17 protein-coding genes are annotated in these 18,786 nt (G+C 31.1%); 8 read left to right on the top strand and 9 right to left on the bottom strand.

The genetic code is table 11. The features are described 5' to 3' along the window. Positions 1-87: 87 nt before the first annotated feature. Together J8L88_RS09625 and J8L88_RS09620 are read right to left on the bottom strand one after the other, a co-directional pair. On the bottom strand, positions 88-1,257 hold the full coding sequence (locus J8L88_RS09625) for a DegT/DnrJ/EryC1/StrS aminotransferase family protein (protein ID WP_211060630.1): 1,170 nt from the start codon (positions 1,255-1,257) through the stop codon (positions 88-90). 144 nt (positions 1,258-1,401) lie between these two features. Continuing rightward, positions 1,402-3,207, bottom strand: coding sequence for a T9SS type A sorting domain-containing protein (locus J8L88_RS09620; RefSeq protein WP_211060629.1), 1,806 nt, complete (start codon positions 3,205-3,207; stop codon positions 1,402-1,404). Between the two features lie 249 nt (positions 3,208-3,456). Here J8L88_RS09620 and J8L88_RS09615 point away from each other — a divergent pair, with 249 nt between their 5' ends. Then, positions 3,457-4,662, top strand: coding sequence for a 3-deoxy-D-manno-octulosonic acid transferase (locus J8L88_RS09615; RefSeq protein WP_211060628.1), 1,206 nt, complete (start codon positions 3,457-3,459; stop codon positions 4,660-4,662). Here J8L88_RS09615 and J8L88_RS09610 read toward each other — a convergent pair. Next, complete coding sequence (locus J8L88_RS09610; protein ID WP_118389062.1) at positions 4,659-5,315, bottom strand: DUF2461 domain-containing protein; 657 nt, start codon at positions 5,313-5,315, stop codon at positions 4,659-4,661. The two genes, J8L88_RS09615 and J8L88_RS09610, sit on opposite strands and share 4 nt — an antisense overlap. A 107-nt stretch (positions 5,316-5,422) precedes the next feature. Here J8L88_RS09610 and J8L88_RS09605 point away from each other — a divergent pair, with 107 nt between their 5' ends. Then, the gene (locus J8L88_RS09605; RefSeq protein ID WP_118389063.1) at positions 5,423-5,710 is read left to right on the top strand and encodes a hypothetical protein; all 288 of its coding nucleotides are present in this window, start codon (positions 5,423-5,425) and stop codon (positions 5,708-5,710) included. Between the two features lie 76 nt (positions 5,711-5,786). Here J8L88_RS09605 and J8L88_RS09600 read toward each other — a convergent pair whose 3' ends face one another. Genes J8L88_RS09600 through J8L88_RS09585 form a run of 4 tightly spaced genes read right to left on the bottom strand, consistent with a single transcriptional unit; the run spans position 5,787 to position 9,409 of the window. After that, the gene (locus tag J8L88_RS09600; protein WP_027393042.1) at positions 5,787-6,401 is read right to left on the bottom strand and encodes a deoxynucleoside kinase; all 615 of its coding nucleotides are present in this window, start codon (positions 6,399-6,401) and stop codon (positions 5,787-5,789) included. 6 nt (positions 6,402-6,407) lie between these two features. Then, positions 6,408-7,193, bottom strand: a complete 786-nt coding sequence (locus J8L88_RS09595; RefSeq protein WP_211060627.1) for a hypothetical protein — start codon at positions 7,191-7,193, stop codon at positions 6,408-6,410. Positions 7,194-7,224: 31 nt separating this feature from the next. Continuing rightward, on the bottom strand, positions 7,225-7,905 hold the full coding sequence (locus J8L88_RS09590; RefSeq protein WP_118389065.1) for a response regulator transcription factor: 681 nt from the start codon (positions 7,903-7,905) through the stop codon (positions 7,225-7,227). Continuing rightward, positions 7,898-9,409, bottom strand: coding sequence for a sensor histidine kinase KdpD (locus J8L88_RS09585; protein ID WP_118389066.1), 1,512 nt, complete (start codon positions 9,407-9,409; stop codon positions 7,898-7,900). The genes J8L88_RS09590 and J8L88_RS09585 overlap by 8 nt, the downstream gene beginning before the upstream one ends. Positions 9,410-9,536: 127 nt before the next feature. Between J8L88_RS09585 and J8L88_RS09580 the strand changes: the two genes are divergently transcribed. The 6 genes from J8L88_RS09580 to J8L88_RS09555 all read left to right on the top strand — a co-directional run bounded on the left by J8L88_RS09580 (position 9,537) and on the right by J8L88_RS09555 (position 17,443). After that, entirely contained in the window at positions 9,537-10,268 is a 732-nt protein-coding gene (locus tag J8L88_RS09580) for a TlpA disulfide reductase family protein (protein WP_211060626.1), read from the top strand. Positions 10,269-10,274: 6 nt separating this feature from the next. Next, on the top strand, positions 10,275-11,093 hold the full coding sequence (locus J8L88_RS09575) for a GLPGLI family protein (RefSeq protein WP_118389068.1): 819 nt from the start codon (positions 10,275-10,277) through the stop codon (positions 11,091-11,093). Positions 11,094-11,122: 29 nt separating this feature from the next. Next, entirely contained in the window at positions 11,123-12,286 is a 1,164-nt protein-coding gene (locus J8L88_RS09570; RefSeq protein WP_211060625.1) for an aspartyl protease family protein, read from the top strand. Positions 12,287-12,378: 92 nt separating this feature from the next. After that, entirely contained in the window at positions 12,379-13,263 is an 885-nt protein-coding gene (locus J8L88_RS09565; protein ID WP_211060624.1) for a GLPGLI family protein, read from the top strand. A gap of 28 nt (positions 13,264-13,291) precedes the next feature. Beyond that, positions 13,292-16,030: an outer membrane beta-barrel protein gene (locus J8L88_RS09560; protein WP_211060623.1), complete on the top strand. Its 2,739-nt coding sequence runs from the start codon at positions 13,292-13,294 to the stop codon at positions 16,028-16,030. Between the two features lie 201 nt (positions 16,031-16,231). After that, a complete protein-coding gene (locus J8L88_RS09555; RefSeq protein WP_211060622.1) occupies positions 16,232-17,443 on the top strand; it encodes a carboxypeptidase-like regulatory domain-containing protein in 1,212 nt (403 codons plus the stop codon). Between the two features lie 14 nt (positions 17,444-17,457). On the opposite strand, the gene J8L88_RS09550 is transcribed toward J8L88_RS09555, so the two are convergent. Further along, positions 17,458-17,730 carry a hypothetical protein gene (locus tag J8L88_RS09550; RefSeq protein WP_211060621.1) on the bottom strand — a complete coding sequence of 91 codons (273 nt, stop codon included), beginning with the start codon at positions 17,728-17,730 and terminating at the stop codon, positions 17,458-17,460. A gap of 34 nt (positions 17,731-17,764) precedes the next feature. After that, positions 17,765-18,775, bottom strand: coding sequence for a hypothetical protein (locus J8L88_RS09545; protein WP_211060620.1), 1,011 nt, complete (start codon positions 18,773-18,775; stop codon positions 17,765-17,767). Positions 18,776-18,786 lie beyond the last annotated feature (11 nt).

Below are 18,786 nucleotides of genomic sequence, written 5' to 3'. Positions count from 1 at the left end.
GTATTTAGTTATTAACTACGGGGTTATTTATATATATGTAAAAGAGATTAAAATTATTTTCTAACCTAATTTTACTAGCTTTTTTGTCTATTTCGTTACAAAATCGATAACGTTTTTTGTAATAAAATCAATTTGCTCATTATCTAATTCAGTATGCATTGGTAATGAAATCACTTCTTTTATAAGCTGATTAGTAATTGTGAAATTTGCTTCATCATAGCGATCATCTTGATAAGCCTTTTGTTTATGTAAGGGTATTGGATAATATACACCACAAGGAATTCCTTGATCATTAAGGTGTTGTACTAACGCGTCTCTATCTGTATTGACAACACGCAATGTATATTGATGAAATACGTGACAATCGCAAGTGTCACAAATTATATTCTCATTAGTGTCACAACTATTTCCTTTCACTTTTGGGGTGATAATATTCTCAATTCCTTCAAAAGCTTTATTATATTTTCTGGCCGCTGTTCTTCTAGCATTATTATAAGTATCCAGATTAGGTAATTTTGCTCTAAGTACTGTAGCCTGAATAGAGTCTAAACGAGAATTTACACCAACCACATCGTGATGGTATCTTTTATACATTCCGTGATTTACAATACCACGAATGGTATGTGCTAGATCATCATCATTCGTAAAAATAGCTCCACCATCACCATAGCATCCTAAGTTTTTAGAAGGAAAAAATGAAGTAGAAGATACATGACCAATAGTTCCCGTTTTAGCAACTTTACCATCATTAAATTTATAACTACCACCAATTCCTTGAGCATTATCTTCTATTACATATAGATCATGTTCTTTTGCTATTTTCATAATTTCATCCATATTGGCAGCCTGGCCAAATAAATGAACAGGTACGATCGCTTTTGTATTAGGAGTAATTGCCTTACGTATAGCATCGGGATCAATATTAAAAGAATCTTTTTCTACATCCACAAGTACCGGATTTAACTGTAATAATGCGATTACTTCTACTGTCGCAGCAAAAGTAAAATCTGCAGTAATTACTTCGTCTCCTGGTTTCAAATTTAATCCCATCATTGCTATTTGTAAAGCGTCTGTTCCATTCGCACACGGAATCACATGCTTTACATCAAGATATTCCTCTAATTCTTTCTGAAAACTATGTACTTCAGGGCCATTAATAAATGCAGCAGATGAAATAACGTCTAGAATAGAGGAGTCTACACGTTCTTTTATTTGTTCGTATTGACCCTTTAAGTCAACCATTTGAATCTTCTTCATAGGATGTGTTTTGTAACCGGACGAAAGTACAAAATAATGATGCCATTGCCAATGTGATACTTAGTTTTGATCTGTTTTTTATTAACGGATAAAATCAAAATAGTGTCATTTTAGCAACAGCCTTTCTTCTAGATATTTATAAAACTATTCCTTAACGAATTTTATTGTTTTTTCGTGATTTACTTGTAAAAGGTATATCCCAGAGGATAATTGCTCTAATTTTTCTGAAATATTATATTCTGAATTTTGGGTTACTTTCACTTCAAAACTCTTCATTTTTTTGCCAGTTATATCGTATACTGCTAAAGATATTTTATCGGATATAGAATATCCTTGTAGTGATAGTAAAGCATAATTTTTTACCGAATTTGGTGATAATTTTATTGATTTTTCGTTTTTATCTAAAGGCTTATTTACTTCCGTATTAAAAGTCAAAGCCTTATTAATATCTCCTACTACAAAACCAGAGATAATACTTCTTTTAAAATTACCTGTACTTTCTGAATTTAGAAACAAGCTGTATACACCTTCTTCCAGATTTTTGGTATCGAAATAAAAACTATCGTTGATTTTATCAAAAGTAATTACTTCCGGATCACTTTGTACTTGTGTTCCATCAATATTAGAAGTTCTAATAATTACACCGCGTGTTTCTATGTTTGTAAGTAAAGAATTGTTTTTTTGTGTTGAAGAAATATCAACTTTTAATAAAGGATATTTATTTCTTATTTGATTTTCTAATGACATCGTGATTCCATTATTTTGTTTTACAAAGGCAGCAAAACGAGAATTACTTTGTAACTTGATATTATTAGAAGTAAGAGAGATTACAGATCTATGATTGCCTTGGGTATTAATTTTTAACTGATCTGTTTGTTTTTTGTTAATGCCTTGAAACGTAGCTTTAGGATTTTCGTGTATAATTTCGGCTACTGCAAATCTAGAGTTTTTGTCAAAAATTATTTCGTCGTATTCATTTTCAGAATGTATGATGTAATAGTTACTAGTGGTGATGTAATTCTCTGGATTTATGTTTTCAAAAGATGGATTACTTTTTTGAGAACGATTTTGTATGTATGATTTTACATAAGGCCAACTAAATTGTCCAAAACTTACATCTATATGATCAAAGAATGCGCGATAATCATTTTTTTTAAAGACATATGTTGCTCCAGGCCTTAGCGTACTTCTATAAGGTGCAACACCATCATTTGCACCTTGGATAGGAAGTAAAATTCCACCGGTAACCGTAAAAGCGGCTCTGGCAAGAAGATTTGATCCATTGAAATATCCGGAAGCTCCTAAAACAACAAATTTTTCTGGCTCGTTATTTTCATTGTTATCTAAATATGGGCGAACTACATCTCGACAATAATAAGTGGTAGAGGTTCTAGCACCTTCATTTAAACCAGTCAATCGCCAAGCCCAGTTTAACCAAGGCATTTGAGAAATGTCGGCTAGATAAGTTCCCCAATATGGAGTTCCCAAAGCAAAAACTTGTTGTATCTTATCTTTTTTTCCATATTGAATCATAGCAGCTTCTGCGGCTTTCCCTCCATTACTATGGGCTATGATATATACATCTGCGACATTGTATTTGTTTGTAACAATGTCAATGGACTCTGCAAGTAGTTCTCCATTGACCCATATGCCACCACCTCTTGTTGTAGCAACGAAAACAGCCTGATATCCTTCATTATATGTTTTTTGATAAAAAGAATTATCAAATAAAAATTGACTTTGATTTAGATCAATATATCCGTGATTAAAAACAATCACTTTTCCGTTATAATTTGCAGGGGTCGCTCCATAATGAATGGTTGATTTAAAAAGCGGACCAACAAAAAATGGATTGAGTTTATCAGGTGTAGGCAGTTGTACCTCTAAAAAATTCTGAGAAAAAAGTATTGCACAGGATAGTAAAGCAATTAGAGTAAGTTTTAATTTCATAAGATTTGAGTTTGCGTGATAGTTGGTGTTAATTTAAGAATTTTAATAAACAAAATTTGTTAAAAACGTAAAATTTTAAATATATTTTTAGTAAAATGATAATTATTATGTGTTTTTGATAATTTGAAAATTTCAGGTTTTGCACCGTATGTTTATCAATTTTTACAGGAAAGAGCCGTATTTTAGCGATGTATTAAATCAAGACTTTTGAATTTTTTCTATAATTTCCTTATTTCAGTTTTCAATAGTATGCTTCCTATAATAGGACTCTTAAGTCCTAAACTTACTTTGTTCGTAAAAGGAAGGAAAACAGTTTTCGAAATTTTAAAGGAACAACTAAAAAAAGAAGATCAAATAGTTTGGTTTCATTGTGCTTCGCTTGGAGAATACGAGCAAGGTGTTCCTGTGATGGAGATGATAAAAAAGAAATATCCTAGCTATATGTTATTGGTGACGTTTTTCTCCCCTTCAGGATATGAGATAAAAAAAAATAGCACCCTCGCTGATAGTATTGTTTATCTTCCAATAGATACAAAGAAAAATGCTAAAAGATTTGTAGAATTGGTGAATCCTAAGCTTGCAATTTTTGTAAAGTATGAGTTTTGGCCTAATTACTTACGAGAGTTAAAAAAGAACAATACTCCAATTACCATAATTTCTGCAGCATTTAGACAAGATCAAGCATTCTTTAAGTGGTATGGAGGTTTTATGCGTAATGCTTTAAAAACGGTAGATCATTTCTTTGTACAGGATACAATTTCTAAGCAATTATTAAGTCAAGTCGATTTCAACAACGTTACTGTGAGTGGTGATACTAGATTTGATCGGGTATCTCATCAAATAGAAATGGATAATAAAGTAGATTTTATCTCAGAATTTATAGGAGATAGACTTTGTATAGTTATAGGTAGCTCTTGGTCAGAAGATGAAGAAGTATTTACAGATTTTGTAAATCAGGCTAGTGAAAATTTATGTTTTATTATTGCCCCGCATGAAATAAAAAATAGTGGAGTGCAGTCTTTACAGAAAAAAATAATCAAAAAGACTATTATTTTTTCAGAAAAAGAAGGAAAGAGTTTACAAAACCATCAGGTTTTTATTATGAATACAATTGGTTATTTATCGCGAGTATATAGTTATGGCGATATCGCATATGTAGGAGGAGCAATGGGTACCTCTGGATTACATAATATATTAGAGCCAGCAACTTTTGGGATTCCAATTATTATCGGTCAGCATTTTGAAAAATTTAGAGAAGCTAAACAATTGCAAAAGTTAGCAGGTTTATATTCTATATCTACTTCTGAAGAATTTAGTGCTATTATGAATAAATTAGTTGATGATCGGAAATTTAGAGAAAAAACTGGAATGATCGCTGGACACTTTATCAATAGCAATACCGGAGCAACGGATATGATTGTTGCTTATTTAACCGAGAAGATTGCAAAACTCTAAACAGATATTGCTTCTCTTAGATACCTTCTAAATGGAAGCATTTCTCGATATACCTGAATCACTATTTGCGTGAAATCAGAGTGTAGTACATCTTCCTTTTGTAATTCATAAGCTACTGCAAAAGTTCTTTTTTGCAATAAATCTATATGTTCGTGATCCATAGAGTACCCTTTAGGTGCTTTTTTAAGAGAATTGCCGTCATCATATAAATTACCAAAGGTATTTCGGAAACTTTTTTTAGCAAGAATTTTTTTTAATTCTTCTCCATTATAATCAATAGCTTCTCTAATACTTTGCAGTGTTTTACTTTCTGGTCGCCAATATCCTCCAGCTAAGACACATTGAGAAAGGCCTATTTCGATATAGAAGTCTCCCTGTTTAGATAATTGATCTAATCCTGCACCGAAATGATCTTTGTATACAGGTTTGTTAGGATGAAAAAGTAAGTTGTTATTAATTCTATTGATTCCTTTTCTTCCTGAAGTCGGATAATATTCTGGATCAATTTTGGCAAGTTCTACCTCCAGATGATCTAACCAATCTATAAAAGAATTTCGAATTTGTTGATACCATTTTCTGTTAGTATCCATCCATTCTTTGTTATTATTTTGTTGTAATTCTGAAAGAAATTGAAATAAATCGCTGAAATTCATTCTGTTAAAAAAATTAAGATTTTTTGTGAAAACATTACCAAGGTAATAGAAATAGTGGGATTAGAATACCGTTATACCGATATAATAACAACTAAAATTTTTTAATTATGAAAAAAGTAATTTTGGCCTTAGCGTTTTTATTTACTTTAAATGTAATGTTTGTTTCTTGTAGAGAAACTAATAAGGAAACAGAAAGTACTACCGAAGAAACCAGCGAAGTACAAAAAGAAGTTGAAAATACTGCAGAAGAAGCTTTAAAAGAAGCTGAAGAGATCGAAAAAGAAGCGGAAAAAGCAGTAAAAGAAGCTGGAGAAGAAGTAGAAAGTACTCTTGATAAAGCGGTAAAAGAAGATAACAAGGAGGCAGAAACTGAAGGTGGTGAACAAACATCTTAAGAAGACGTTAGAGTAGAAAACTTATTAATGTAAGTTGAAAAAGAAGGCCTTTCAGTATGAAAGGCCTTTATTATTTTTAAAATAATCCGTTTAATTCTGCATCAATACGATTAATTATACTACCAAGATCCTCGGGGTTATCGACAAAATTAAGATGGTCAACATCTACAATAAGTAAATTACCTTTGTCGTATCCGTGTGCCCAGGCTTCATATCGTTCATTTAATCGACTAAGATAGTCGATGCTAATGGTGTTCTCATATTCACGTCCGCGTTTATGGATTTGTGCAACCAGATTAGGAATACTACTGCGCAAATAGATTAGTAAGTCAGGACCTTCGACAACACTTTCCATAAGATCAAAAAGTGATTTGTAATTTTCAAAATCACGATTCGTCATAAGTCCCATAGCGTGTAGGTTAGGAGCAAAAATATATGCATCCTCATAAATGGTTCTGTCCTGAATAATATCTTTACCACTTTCGCGTATTTCTAGGATCTGCCTAAAACGACTATTAAGAAAATAAATCTGTAAATTAAAAGACCAGCGCTCCATTTTATTATAGAAATCCTCTAGATAAGGGTTTTCTAATACATCTTCGAATTGAGGTTCCCATCGATAATGTTTGGCTAATAATTTGGTTAGTGTTGTTTTTCCGGCACCAATATTTCCTGCAATAGCTACATGCATAAGTGATTATTTTTTTTGGAGTGTTAGGTCAAAACTGTAAATCTTACTTTGGTCGTAAATATAAAGGATTTCATTAGTAACATAAAACTGTTTTATATGAATTTCAGGAAGATTTATTTTTTCAATTTCTCCGGTCTTTGTGTAACGATAATATAAACCATCATCTTTTAGAACTATCAAATCATTATTTATAATTCTGATATCATTATATCCCTCGTTCTCATTTCGGTTTAACAAACTTCCATAAATGTTGAATTGAGAAAGGTTCTCGGAAGTAAGTATCCAGCAATAATTGAAGTTACTGCGTAATAATGTAGGGAGTTCATTAATGGGTTGTGTAGCGACTAATGTTTTTTCAGAATTGGTGTTAAATACCTCTAATTGTTGAGTGTTGTTGTCAAAAAGCCAACTGCTATTATCATTTGCTGGAGAAACAAGAGAAACACTTTTAAACTCAGTAATTGTATTAAAATTCACTCGGGTTATTTCCGATAAATATTTGTCAACTAACACAATAGTGTTCGAGGATTCATAGAACAATAAGATTTTTAAAGGATTTAATACCGATGCTTGAGTAAGTTGACCAAGAATAAAATCACCAAATTGCCATTCTTGATTATTCCATTTTTTATAAAAAATATTGTCTTTAGCATAATAAATTGCACCAAAAGAATCAATTCCTAAAAACTGATCAGCCTTTAATGCTATAGTGTCTTGTGCTATTACGTTTCTCTGGGTATACCCCTTATGAATAAACCCTAATAAGATTAAAAACAGAATAATTTGTTTCATGAAATAGCAAAGTACAAAAATAAGGCCGTTTTTAACAAACTAATTTGTAACCAAAGCCCCTTACATTGATAATCTGTATAGAATCATCTTGTTTTAATTTTTTTCTTAGTTTGGTAATAAACACATCCATGCTGCGGCCATTAAAAAAATCATCATCACCCCAAAGTTTTTTTAAAATCATAGAACGATCTAATACTTGATTTTTGTTTTTAATGAGGTGAAATAATAAATGAGCTTCTCTATGCGTGAGTTGATGTGATTGATTATCGTAAGTAAGAAGTTGTTTAGGAAAATCAAAGGTATATTTTCCTATCTCTAATGATTCTGAACTTTGTTGTGTTTTAGTCCTATGGAGTAAATTATTGATTCTAACGATAAGCTCTTCCATGCTAAATGGCTTTTTTAGATAATCATTTCCTCCGATAGTAAACCCTTCTACGACATCTTGTGTTTGCGATTTTGCGGTAAGAAATATTATTGGAATAGTTTCATTCTCTGATCTGATTTCTTTTGCTAAAGTAAATCCGTCCTTTTTGGGCATCATAACATCTAACACTAATAACTTTGGGGTTATGGATTTGTATATTTTATAGGCTTCTTCGCCGTTTTGGGCAAGATGCACTTTAAAGTTTCTGGTTTCTAAACTTTCTTTTATAATTTGCCCCAAAGATGGCTCATCTTCTGCTAGTACTATTTCGATAATTTCATCCATTGGGTAGTGTGATTTTAAAATTAGTTTGATCTTGATCTAGAAGTAATTCTATTGTTCCTTCATGTTTTTCAATAATAGTTTTGGTGTAAAATAATCCTATACCAAATCCTTTTACATCGTGCGTATTTCCTTTCGGAACTCTATAAAATTTTTCGAATATTTTATCTTTTTGTGATCTAATTAAAGATGTTCCGTTATCCTTAATTTCTAGTGTAATATTAGGATGTGTATTTTTTAAATATATATCAATGTTATTACCTCCATATTTAATGGCATTATCAATGATATTATTAATAGCATTTTCGAAATGAAATGCATCCACCTTTTTCCAAATATTTTCATGAGTATGATGAAAACTAATGTTTTTTTCTGTAGTATTTGTTTGATGTCTATTAGTTATTGTTTGGGTTAAATCGACTAAGTTTACTTCTTCGAGATTTAACTCTAGTTCTTCACTATCCAGTGTAGCGGTCTCTAATATTTTCTCTACCATGGTATTTAACTTGCCCAATTGATTAGAAGACATGTCAATATATTTTTTAGTTTTTTCAGGATCATTTTCACGATTAAAATTTTGTATACCTTCTAAGGCTACGCTAATTGTAGCAATCGGAGTTTTAAATTCGTGAGTAATATTACTGATGAGATCATTTTTTAATTCAGCTAATTGTTTTTGACGATTAATAATATTCAAAAGATATAAAAGACATCCTATTACAGCACTAACTAATAAAAATGATAAAGCAATACCGAATAAGTTTTTCTTTAGAATTGTACGTGTAGTATTCATAAAAGATAGTTCTAAAGAACTTCCTCTAGGTAAATAGTAAGATTTTGTCTTAGTTTTTAAATCAGATTGATTGATAACATTTTCATTAAATAAGAACGATGTTCCGGTTTGATCTTGAAACGTAATTCCATAACTAATGGTTAACTGTTTCCTCTTTAATTGATTGTTTATTATAGTGTCTAAAACTTCTAGTTGTAGCGAATCTTCATTAATCGAAATTATGATTTTCGATGTAAGTTGCTCAAAAGCTTTTTTTCTAGAATCACCATTCTCTATTTCTTCTAATCCGTCTGGAAATTCGATGATTTTAGATGAATCTATACAAAAGTTTGGATGCTGATCCATTCGATCGATACTATCTACAGAAAGACCTCTATATATTTTTATATCACTATGATCTAAGCCTTCAGAAAATGTATAACTTTTAAAATCAACCGTTCCCGAATCTATTTTTTTTAAAAGGTTTGAAAAACTACTTTTCTTTAGAAAACTACCAATATTAGAGGAGTCTGAAGAAAAACCAATCGTATTTTTTTCTGCTAATTCGGTATAATATTGATCAACGGCATTGTCTAAACTTATCTGTACTTCATTAATTAGTTGTTGTTTACTTGCTTCGTAATTCTTTAGATTCCAATATACCTGAATGCTCAGAGTAACTAGAATTACAAAGGCAATAAAATACAATATACTTCTGTAACTATTTTTTTGCATAGTTCAAAAATAGGATTCTTAACTGATATAAAAAGAACCAGTTAACACTCGTTAACACTGGTTAACGGTTTGGTTAGCATTTGGCTTCCATATTTGTAGTGTACAAATCATATAAACTAAAATTAACATGAAAACACGGATCTTAACAGTAGTTACTCTTTTTCTTCTTTTGACTTCTTTTATTAACCGCGCACAATCAACGTATTATAGGGGTCATGATGGAATTTTGTTAGATGAGGCAGAGTTAAAAGAAGCAGAAAGTAAAATGAAAGATAAAATCCAAAAGATCAATAAAAAAGCTGTAGTTGAGATAGAGATAAAAGACACAGATTTTAGAAAGGATTCGATAATCCATGATTTTGGTTTTCATGTAAATCTGAATGGTACTTTAAATTTAAAAACAAAGCTTAATTCATATAAAGGAAAAAAAATGTTAGCGTCTTCTTTAATAACATTACAAGGGGATCAAATAAATATTAGCGATTTAGAAGGAAAACCAACGTTGCTTAATTTTTGGTTTACTAATTGTCCTCCATGTATTGACGAAATGCCAGAATTAAATAAGTTAAAAGAACATTTTGGAGAACGTGTAAATTTTGTTGCTATAACCTATGAATCCAAAGAAAAAGTAGAAAAATTTCTAAAGAAATATAAGTTTGATTTCAGACATGTTATAGACGCTAGAGAATATACAGACGCATTAGAAATGAAATCGTTCCCTAATAATATTATACTTGATAAAAACGGCGTAGTAAAAAATATAGAAGGTGGAATACCTTATATAAGAGATGAAAATGGTGGAATGAAAATGGGAGAAGCTACAGAACTAAAACGTAAACTAGAAACCCTTTTAAAATAAACAAAAATGATAAGATTAATAATACTAATAACATTATTCGCTATAGCAAAAATTTCGGCACAAGATTTTCAAGGGATAGCAACCTATAGCACAGATAGGAAATTAGAGATACAATTAGATAGTACACAGGTGAATTCTGAAATGCAGAAACAGATTCATGAAATGATGCGTAAGCAATTTCAAAAAGAATATACACTACGATTCAATAAAGAAACATCAGTCTATAAGGAAGAAGAAAGTTTAGGAGCTCCACAACCCGCTTCAGGAATGCAAATAATGATCGCAGGATCTGGAGCCTCAGATATTCTTTTCAAAAATACAAAGGAAGAGAAGTTTGTTGCACAACGAGATATGTTAGGCAAAATGTTTTTAGTAAAAGATACTTTAACCCATTATAATTGGAAACTATCTAATGAAACTAAAAAAATAGGAAACTATAATTGTTATAAAGCGACCATGACCAGAACTCAGGAAATTATTAGGGATATACGAGTTAATGGAGAAGAAGAAAAATCCGAACCAGAAACGGAAGAGATTGAAGTAGTAGTATGGTATACGCCAGAAATACCCGTAAACAATGGTCCAGCAAACTATTGGGGTTTACCAGGACTCATTATGGAGGTTAATGACGGAGATTTGCGAGTTTTATGTAATAAAATTGTTTTAAATCCAAGTAAAAAAATAGAAATTGAGGAGCCAACAAAGGGTAAAGAAGTAACTGAGACCAGATTTGAAGAAATCATGCGTAAAAAAATGAAAGAAATGCAAGATAGAATGCCGCGCCGAGATGATGGTAATAGTATAGAAATTAGAATAGGAGGATAATCATAATCATCGATCAAAACAATCAAAAAATGAACAGGATTTTATTAGTATTATTCATACTTGTGTTTTTTAACATAAAAGCACAAGTAACCACTATACCTTTTGAAGAAGACGGCCTCGTTTTTATAAAGGTACGGGTAAATGATCAAGAAGAATATTTAGATTTTGTGTTCGATACTGGAGCATCGATTGGAGTTTTGGACAGTGCAGTGGCCGAAAGATTGAATATAAAATCTAATTATTCGCAAAATGCACAAGGTGCAAATGGATCGCAAACCTATAATATCGCTACAAATCAAACTGTCAAGATAGGAGCAGTCGTATTTGATAACTCGAATTTAGTTCTTGTAGATTTACAAAAGCTTTCTCAACGATCTGGTAGAAAAATTCAAGGTATCATAGGGTATGATGTTTTAAGGAAGTATCGAACAAGCTTTGATTTTCAGAAAAAAATGATCACATTATATAATGAAGGTGATTTGATTTCAGGATTGGATTTATACACTAAGATTCCAATGAAATTTGATGGAACACCTATTCCTCAAATTGATTTAACCTTTACTTTAAATGATGGTAATACGCTAACTGGAAATTTTCTATTTGATAGTGGTGCAAATATGAATGTATTGTTTAATACACCATATGCTGTAAAAAATGATCTTAGAAATAGATCAGGAAAAACAATTAAAGGCAAGGCAAGAGGGCTGAATAAATCTACAACTTATACGAAAGGAACTATAGAAAAATTAAGATTCAACGATTTCGAATTTACTGATTTACCAATTGATATTTCAGAAGGCAAAGAAGGAGTATCAGGCTCTTCCAATTATACTGGAATCTTAGGAGCACAAATTATTAATAGATTCGACATGGTACTAGATTATGAAAAGAAATTATTTTATTTCAAACCTAATGAAAAGTTTAATACTCCATTTGAATTTCCTACTAGCGGAATAGGTATAGAAAAGGTAGAAGGCAAAATATTAGTAAGTCATGTGGTACAATCTAGTGAAGCGTATGAAAAAGGTATTAGAGAAGGAGATGAATTACTTAAAATAGATGGATATGGTGGGAAGGAACTAAACTTCTGGAAGAAGCATTTAAAGCATGATCAAAAAAAGGTAGAAATAGAAGTAAAAAATAAATCAGGGGAAGTACATCGAGTAGTTATTTTATTGAAACGATTAATCTAATAGAAGACTGTTGTTTTTTTAGGATATAATTAACTTTTATTGATTAAACCTAGTGCTAATCATAGAGTCTAAATATTTTAAAACTGCCTAATATGAAGACTATATGTACATGGGTTACTATTCTTGTAACCTCTTTAACAATCGCACAGGATTTTCAGGGAAAAGCCTATTATTTCAGTAAAACAGGAATGGATATGGATTTTGGTAGACGACAAATGTCGGAAGACCAGAAAAAAGCTATTGCCGATAGAATGAAATCTGTCATGGAAAAAACCTTTGTGCTTACTTTTAATAAAAGTGCCGCGACCTATAAGGAAGAAGCACAATTAGATGCATCTGGTGGAGGTGGTGGAAGATGGGGAGCTATGCTTTCTGGTTTTACATCTAATAATTATTATAAAAGTATAAAAGATGGTCAATATTATGATCAACGAGAATTTTATGGAAAAAACTTCTTGATCAAAGATTCACTAGCAAAATATAATTGGACTTTAGTTAATGAGACTAAAAAAATTGGAAATTATACCTGTTTTAAAGCAACCACTACTAAAAAAGTGAATGAAGTGATGGACTTTAGAGCTATGAGAAGAAAGGCTAGGGAACAAAGAGATCAAAGAGAAAACGGATCTGATGATCAGGCAAATGCAGATAATGCTCCGGATATGCCAGAATCACTAGAAGAAATTGAAGTTACTGCTTGGTATACACCAGAAATTCCGGTAAACCAAGGACCAGGATCTTATTGGGGATTACCAGGTTTAATATTAGAAGTACAAGAGGGAAGAACAACACTATTGTGTAATAAAATTGTGCTAAACGCCGAAGAAAAAGAAGAAATCAAACCACCAACAAAAGGGAAAGATGTTTCACAAGCTGAGTTTGATGAAATTACAAAGAAGAAAGTGGAAGAAATGATCGAACAATTCAGTACACAACGAAGAGGAAGAGGAGGCTTAGGCGGAGGACGCAGAAATTAAAATTCGTTTAAAAAAATTAATCAAAGAAATGAAGCAAAAAATACTATATGCCATATTGTTGGTAGGAATCACTATGTCTGCACAGAAAGTTCAGATTACGGGATTTGTTAAAGATTCAGTTGGTAATCCATTAGAAATGGCAAATGTAATAGCCTATAAAAAAAGTGATAATTCCATGACCGCTTATGGAATTACGAATAGTAAAGGAAAATATGGTTTATCAGTTCCTGCTAATGAAACCTATTTACTTAAGGTAAGTTTTATAGGGCTTTCTGCAAAAGATAAAACTAGTATTGTAAAGACTGAAGATGTAAAAGTAGATTTCGAGATGACTTCAGAAGCAAATAGTCTTGATGAAGTAGAAATCGTTTATGAGATACCAGTAGTAGTAAAAGGAGATACATTGGTATATAATACAGATTCTTTTACCAATGGTAATGAGAAAAAATTAGGTGATGTTTTAGATAAGCTACCGGGGATAGAAGTAAATGATGACGGAGAAATAGAAGTCGAAGGAAAAACAGTTTCTAAAGTAATGGTAGAAGGAAAAGACTTTTTTGATGGAGATTCTAAATTGGCGACAAAAAATATTCCGGCAGATGCATTAGATAAGGTAGAAGTATTAAGAAATTATGAAGATGTTGGCCAAATGCGCGGCCTTCGTAATAACCAGGATCAGGTAGCGATTAACATAAAACTGAAAGAAGGTAAAAAGAATTTTTGGTTCGGAGATATAACCGTAGGAGCAGGAGTAGGAGAAACAGAACGATATTTGGTAAAACCTAAATTGTTTTATTATAATCCAAAATATAGTATTAATATTTTAACCGATTTTAATGATATAGGAGAAGTACCATTTTCTAGAAGGGACTACTTTAATTTTACAGGAGGTTTTAGAAATTTAGGTAGAGGAGGGACTTCGTTTAATATAACAAGTGATGATTTGGCATTTGCCGTGCTACAGAATGATCGAGCTAATGAAATTAACACCAAGTTTGGAGCTGCCAATTTTAGTATGTCTGCTAGTAAAACATTAGATATTAGTGGATATGGAATTGTAAGCAATACTAAAACAGATTTGATCACCAATACAAGAAGAACGTATATTGATGATACTGCTGATCCTACTGACAATACAATAGAGGAAACTTTTGATAATACAGAGCAACGTAGCACTTTAGGATTGTTAAAACTAAGTGCAAGTTATAGACCGAGTAGTAACTTTCGATTAGATTATGATGTTTTTGGGAAACTTTCTCAACAAGAAGAGGATGATACTTTTCTTTCTGTAAGAGATGATATTTCTGAAGATATTAACGAACGATTAGAAAATGACCCTTTTTCTGTACAACAAAATTTAAATGCATATTATACACTAAATTCAAAAAATATCTTCTCTTTTGAAGCTCAACATTTATTCCAAGAAGAAGATCCATTTTATAACGCTATTAGGTCAGAAATTCCTTTTAGAGGAGTTTTTACACAAATTAATGACCCTGCTGATCCGGATGTGGATACCTTTGATCCCTTAGAATCTTCAGAACGATATAATATCAATCAACAAAAAAATGTAACTACCAGTAAACTAGATGCTAAATTAGATTATTACTATGTGTTGAACAAAAAGAGTAATCTTAATTTTACGCTAGGATCCACATTCAGTAAACAAAACTTTGATTCTGATATTTTTCAAATTTTAGATGATGGAAATCAAAATAATTTTGAGTCAGAAGAATTTACTAATGATGTTACTTATAATTTTAATGATTTATATGCTGGAGTACATTATAAGTTTATTACTGGAATCTTTACCTTTAATCCAGGAGTTAGTATTCATAATTATGATTTAAAAGATGAGCAATTGGATACAACGATCAATCAGAATGAGTGGCAGGTATTACCAGATTTTTTTGCTTTAGTACAGTTTAAAAAAAGTGAGAGTCTACGATTTAATTATTCAATTACCGCCAACTATACAGATATAAATAATCTGGCAGAAGGATATGTTTTTAATAATTATAACTCATTATCTCAGGGAAATAGAAGTTTAGAGAATGCATTGTACGATAACTACTCTTTAAACTATTTTAGTTTCAATATGTTTAATTACACCAATATCTTCGCTAGATTAAGTTATACCAATAGACGTAATCCTATTAAGAATACGAGTGTTGTATCTGGGATCAATAGGGTAAATACACCGATAAATTCTAATCTTGCCGATCAGGTTTTATCCGGTAGTGGTAATTTTACGAGGACTTTTGGTAAGATCAAAGGAAACCTAAGTGCTAATGTAAGTTGGTCTAGTTTTAATAATATAGTCAACACATTGCCTAGTGAGAGTATTAGTCTTACACAAACGTATCAGACAGAATGGTCTACAAATTTTAAGAAAGGACCTAATTTTGATCTTGGTTATAGTATTACAGTGAATGATTATGATAATAATGGTGCAGAAAGTACTTTCTATACCAGTCGCCCTTTTGCCAGATTAGATTGGACTTTTGCCAAAGGCTTCCTTTTAAAATCTTCTTATAGTTACTATAATTATCGAGATACCGAAACTACCTTAAATGAATATAGTTTTTGGGATGCAGAGGTATTTTATCAGAAACCAGATAGTAAATGGGAGTATAAATTTTCCGTTACCAATTTATTAGATACTGAAAGTATCAATAGAGATAGTTTTAATGAATTATTTAATAGTACATCTAGCTATGTAGTGCAACCAAGATATTGGATTTTAAGTGTGAAATATAATCTGTAATTTTGGTTTTAGTAGCGATACAATATTGACATAAGTAGTTTAGGTTTTATAGGTGTATCTCGTTTGATAATAGGAGATTGGTGCTAAAATTGATTGATGAGGTGTATAGTTATATTGAGTGTGGCAAGTTACATGTTCAAGCAAAAAAGATTTTAGTATTCAAAAAAAGTAACGAAATTAGTTTTGGCTCGTCATCTTACTATGCATACAATTATTAGATTTGTTATTTCCGTAAGTGTCTTTTTATGCACTGTTATTTCCATTGCACAAAATGGCAACAAAACCATCACAGGGAAAGTTTTAGATAAAGAAAACAACCAACCGATTTCATTTGCTTCTATATATCTAAAAGGGCAGGCAATTGGTACAATATCGAATGAAGAAGGGAAGTTTGTTTTTCATATTTCTAATAGAGGAAATGGCACAGTTATAATATCTAGTTTAGGATATAGTTCTATAGAGAAAAATGTTGATGATTTTAATCTTGATCAGCAAATATTTCTAAGTGCAGAAGTAAATGCTCTTAGTGAAGTGGTGATTACAACGACAAAAAAGAAGAAATTATCGGCAAAACAGATAGTAAAAAAGGCATATCAGGAGATTCCTAATAACTACCCTGATCAGTCTTATATTCTGGAAGGTTTTGTTCGTGATTTGCAAAAAGAAGATAGTACATATGTAGAGTATTTAGAATGTGCAGCTAAGTTTTACAATCAACCTACAAATAAAGAAGTCGAAGCTAAAGTAGAGCTTGTAGCCATAAGAAATAGCTATATCGCAGAAAAAAATCCTTGGAACAAACAGTGGGAAAGAAAAAATTCAATTATCGACTTAATAGAAGATGATTTTATAAGATTTGATTATGGACCCATTAAAGGAAAAAATGGATGGAAATATGAGTTGGAGGATATCTTGCCTTATAATCAGAAGTATGTATATAAAATAAAAGGAACAGATGCACCTTTTCAGAAAGCAACACTATACATAGATACAGAATCTTTTGCCTTTGTAAGAATGGAGCTTACGCGAACTGCATATAAAGGAAAATCGTGGAAAAGAAGATTAACACACGGAGGAGAACAAGTGTATTATAATGTAATTTTTGAATATCAGGAATATAGGAACAAAATGTACTTAAAATATCAAAGGGAAGAAGATACTTGGAATATTTATGATACTAAAACTCCTAGTAAATTACTATTCGTAAAAGAACCAAAAAAAGAATTGTTCGTAAACAAAATCATTGTAGATAATGTAGAGAAATACCCATTTACTCGAAATATGAATTCTGATAGTAGTATAGAAAATCACTCAAGCGAATACAATGCAGAGTTTTGGTTGAACTATAATGCTCCAGAACAAACTAAAGAAATAAGCAAAATTGAGCAATATTTAAAAGGAACAAGTAACTAGTCAGTAGTTTTCCGTTATATCATCTGGTAAACATATATCGCTAAAGTCACAGCGACAGCTCCAATAAGAATGCCTATTTTGTTTTTAAATGTATTGTTCTTATAAGATTTTCTATTCTCCTTTTTAGACCAATAAAAGATCACGAATGAGATAGCAACTACAGCGCAACCTATAGCTAAATACAGTTTAGTCTGTTGATCAAAATAAGAAGTTCTATTTATAAGCGAAATGCAAATAAAGAAGAATATAAATAATAGTAACTTGCTATTTTTTTGAATGGTTTGCATAGTGTTTTTTAGTCTAGAGAAGAGTTCTAAAAACTCAATTTATATAATCCTCAGTACAATTTATAAACTTTAGTTCTCGATGAGTTGATGAACTTAGAATTAAAGTATCTTGTTTTATACGATATGTATATTTCACATTGTCAAAAGGTAATGATTCATTGATCGTATGGTAATAATTTTTTATTTCTTTACTAAGGTTCTTATCTTCTTGTTGAGCAACTGGTAATTTTGCTAAACTATCATTTAGAAAATGATAAGCTTCCTCAGAATAATGCTTTCCTTGTAGTTGGATTGTTTTGGTCACAGTATCTAACTCAATATTTCCAAAATATAGGTTTTTGGAGAAATCTTTAATTTTGATTTGATTGTGATAATCAAATGTTATCTTATACAATCGATTAGATGGATCGTGATTTCCAGAAACGATCCTCCAAATACCATGAAGTTCATTTTCGGTCATATAATTTTGTTTAAGATTATTTATGTAATCATAAGCGTACCAGATCATAACTGGAATAATTAAAAACTTAAGCCAGTATATTTTTTTAAACTTCTGCGGTACTATTTGTGGTATTAGTTGTACTGTTTCAAAAGCTTTTAGGAAATAGGTTTTAAATCCTTTCCAATCTGAAAATAGTAAAAAGAAACCTAAAGCCGTAAGTTTTGCCGCATGCCATAATGCGCCATCAATCTCATAAAAAAAATCTACAAATAAGATATTTACCATAAAACTTAGGAATAATACAACCCCTAATCGTTCTGTTTTTCTAAACAATAATAGCAATCCTGCGATGATCTGCGTAGTGGCTATGACCAACCCATAACTTCTAGAGTATCCATAATAAAGCCAAGTAAACATAAAACCATTAAAATTATCAAGTCCCGTATCAGTGAGATAGCTAAGCCCCATGTTAAACTGGGTTTTAAGAATCTTACCAAAAGCATATGAGAACATATTATATGCTATATAATATCTACAGGCTACTCTTATTAAATATAAAATATTGGTTTTAATAAATTGAGTGATGTTTTGCAATTGATTCATAAGAGATTTTA

The sequence above is a fragment of the Aquimarina sp. MMG015 genome, assembly GCF_018100855.1.
GTDB classification, from domain to species: domain Bacteria; phylum Bacteroidota; class Bacteroidia; order Flavobacteriales; family Flavobacteriaceae; genus Aquimarina; species Aquimarina latercula.
The sequence above is the reverse complement of the archived record's forward strand: the minus strand, read 5'-3'. Positions and strand labels throughout refer to the sequence as shown.

Coding starts and splice junctions, on each gene's coding strand:
- J8L88_RS09605 (WP_118389063.1), top strand. CDS start 5,423: ATGAAAAAAGTAATTTTGGCCTTAGCGTTTTTATTTACTTTAAATGTA.
- J8L88_RS09615 (WP_211060628.1), top strand. CDS start 3,457: ATGCTTCCTATAATAGGACTCTTAAGTCCTAAACTTACTTTGTTCGTA.
- J8L88_RS09595 (WP_211060627.1), bottom strand. CDS start 7,193: ATGAAACAAATTATTCTGTTTTTAATCTTATTAGGGTTTATTCATAAG.
- J8L88_RS09585 (WP_118389066.1), bottom strand. CDS start 9,409: ATGCAAAAAAATAGTTACAGAAGTATATTGTATTTTATTGCCTTTGTA.
- J8L88_RS09620 (WP_211060629.1), bottom strand. CDS start 3,207: ATGAAATTAAAACTTACTCTAATTGCTTTACTATCCTGTGCAATACTT.
- J8L88_RS09555 (WP_211060622.1), top strand. CDS start 16,232: ATGCATACAATTATTAGATTTGTTATTTCCGTAAGTGTCTTTTTATGC.
- J8L88_RS09580 (WP_211060626.1), top strand. CDS start 9,537: ATGAAAACACGGATCTTAACAGTAGTTACTCTTTTTCTTCTTTTGACT.
- J8L88_RS09565 (WP_211060624.1), top strand. CDS start 12,379: ATGAAGACTATATGTACATGGGTTACTATTCTTGTAACCTCTTTAACA.
- J8L88_RS09600 (WP_027393042.1), bottom strand. CDS start 6,401: ATGCATGTAGCTATTGCAGGAAATATTGGTGCCGGAAAAACAACACTA.
- J8L88_RS09545 (WP_211060620.1), bottom strand. CDS start 18,775: ATGAATCAATTGCAAAACATCACTCAATTTATTAAAACCAATATTTTA.
- J8L88_RS09610 (WP_118389062.1), bottom strand. CDS start 5,315: ATGAATTTCAGCGATTTATTTCAATTTCTTTCAGAATTACAACAAAAT.
- J8L88_RS09625 (WP_211060630.1), bottom strand. CDS start 1,257: ATGAAGAAGATTCAAATGGTTGACTTAAAGGGTCAATACGAACAAATA.
- J8L88_RS09575 (WP_118389068.1), top strand. CDS start 10,275: ATGATAAGATTAATAATACTAATAACATTATTCGCTATAGCAAAAATT.
- J8L88_RS09550 (WP_211060621.1), bottom strand. CDS start 17,730: ATGCAAACCATTCAAAAAAATAGCAAGTTACTATTATTTATATTCTTC.
- J8L88_RS09590 (WP_118389065.1), bottom strand. CDS start 7,905: ATGGATGAAATTATCGAAATAGTACTAGCAGAAGATGAGCCATCTTTG.
- J8L88_RS09570 (WP_211060625.1), top strand. CDS start 11,123: ATGAACAGGATTTTATTAGTATTATTCATACTTGTGTTTTTTAACATA.
- J8L88_RS09560 (WP_211060623.1), top strand. CDS start 13,292: ATGAAGCAAAAAATACTATATGCCATATTGTTGGTAGGAATCACTATG.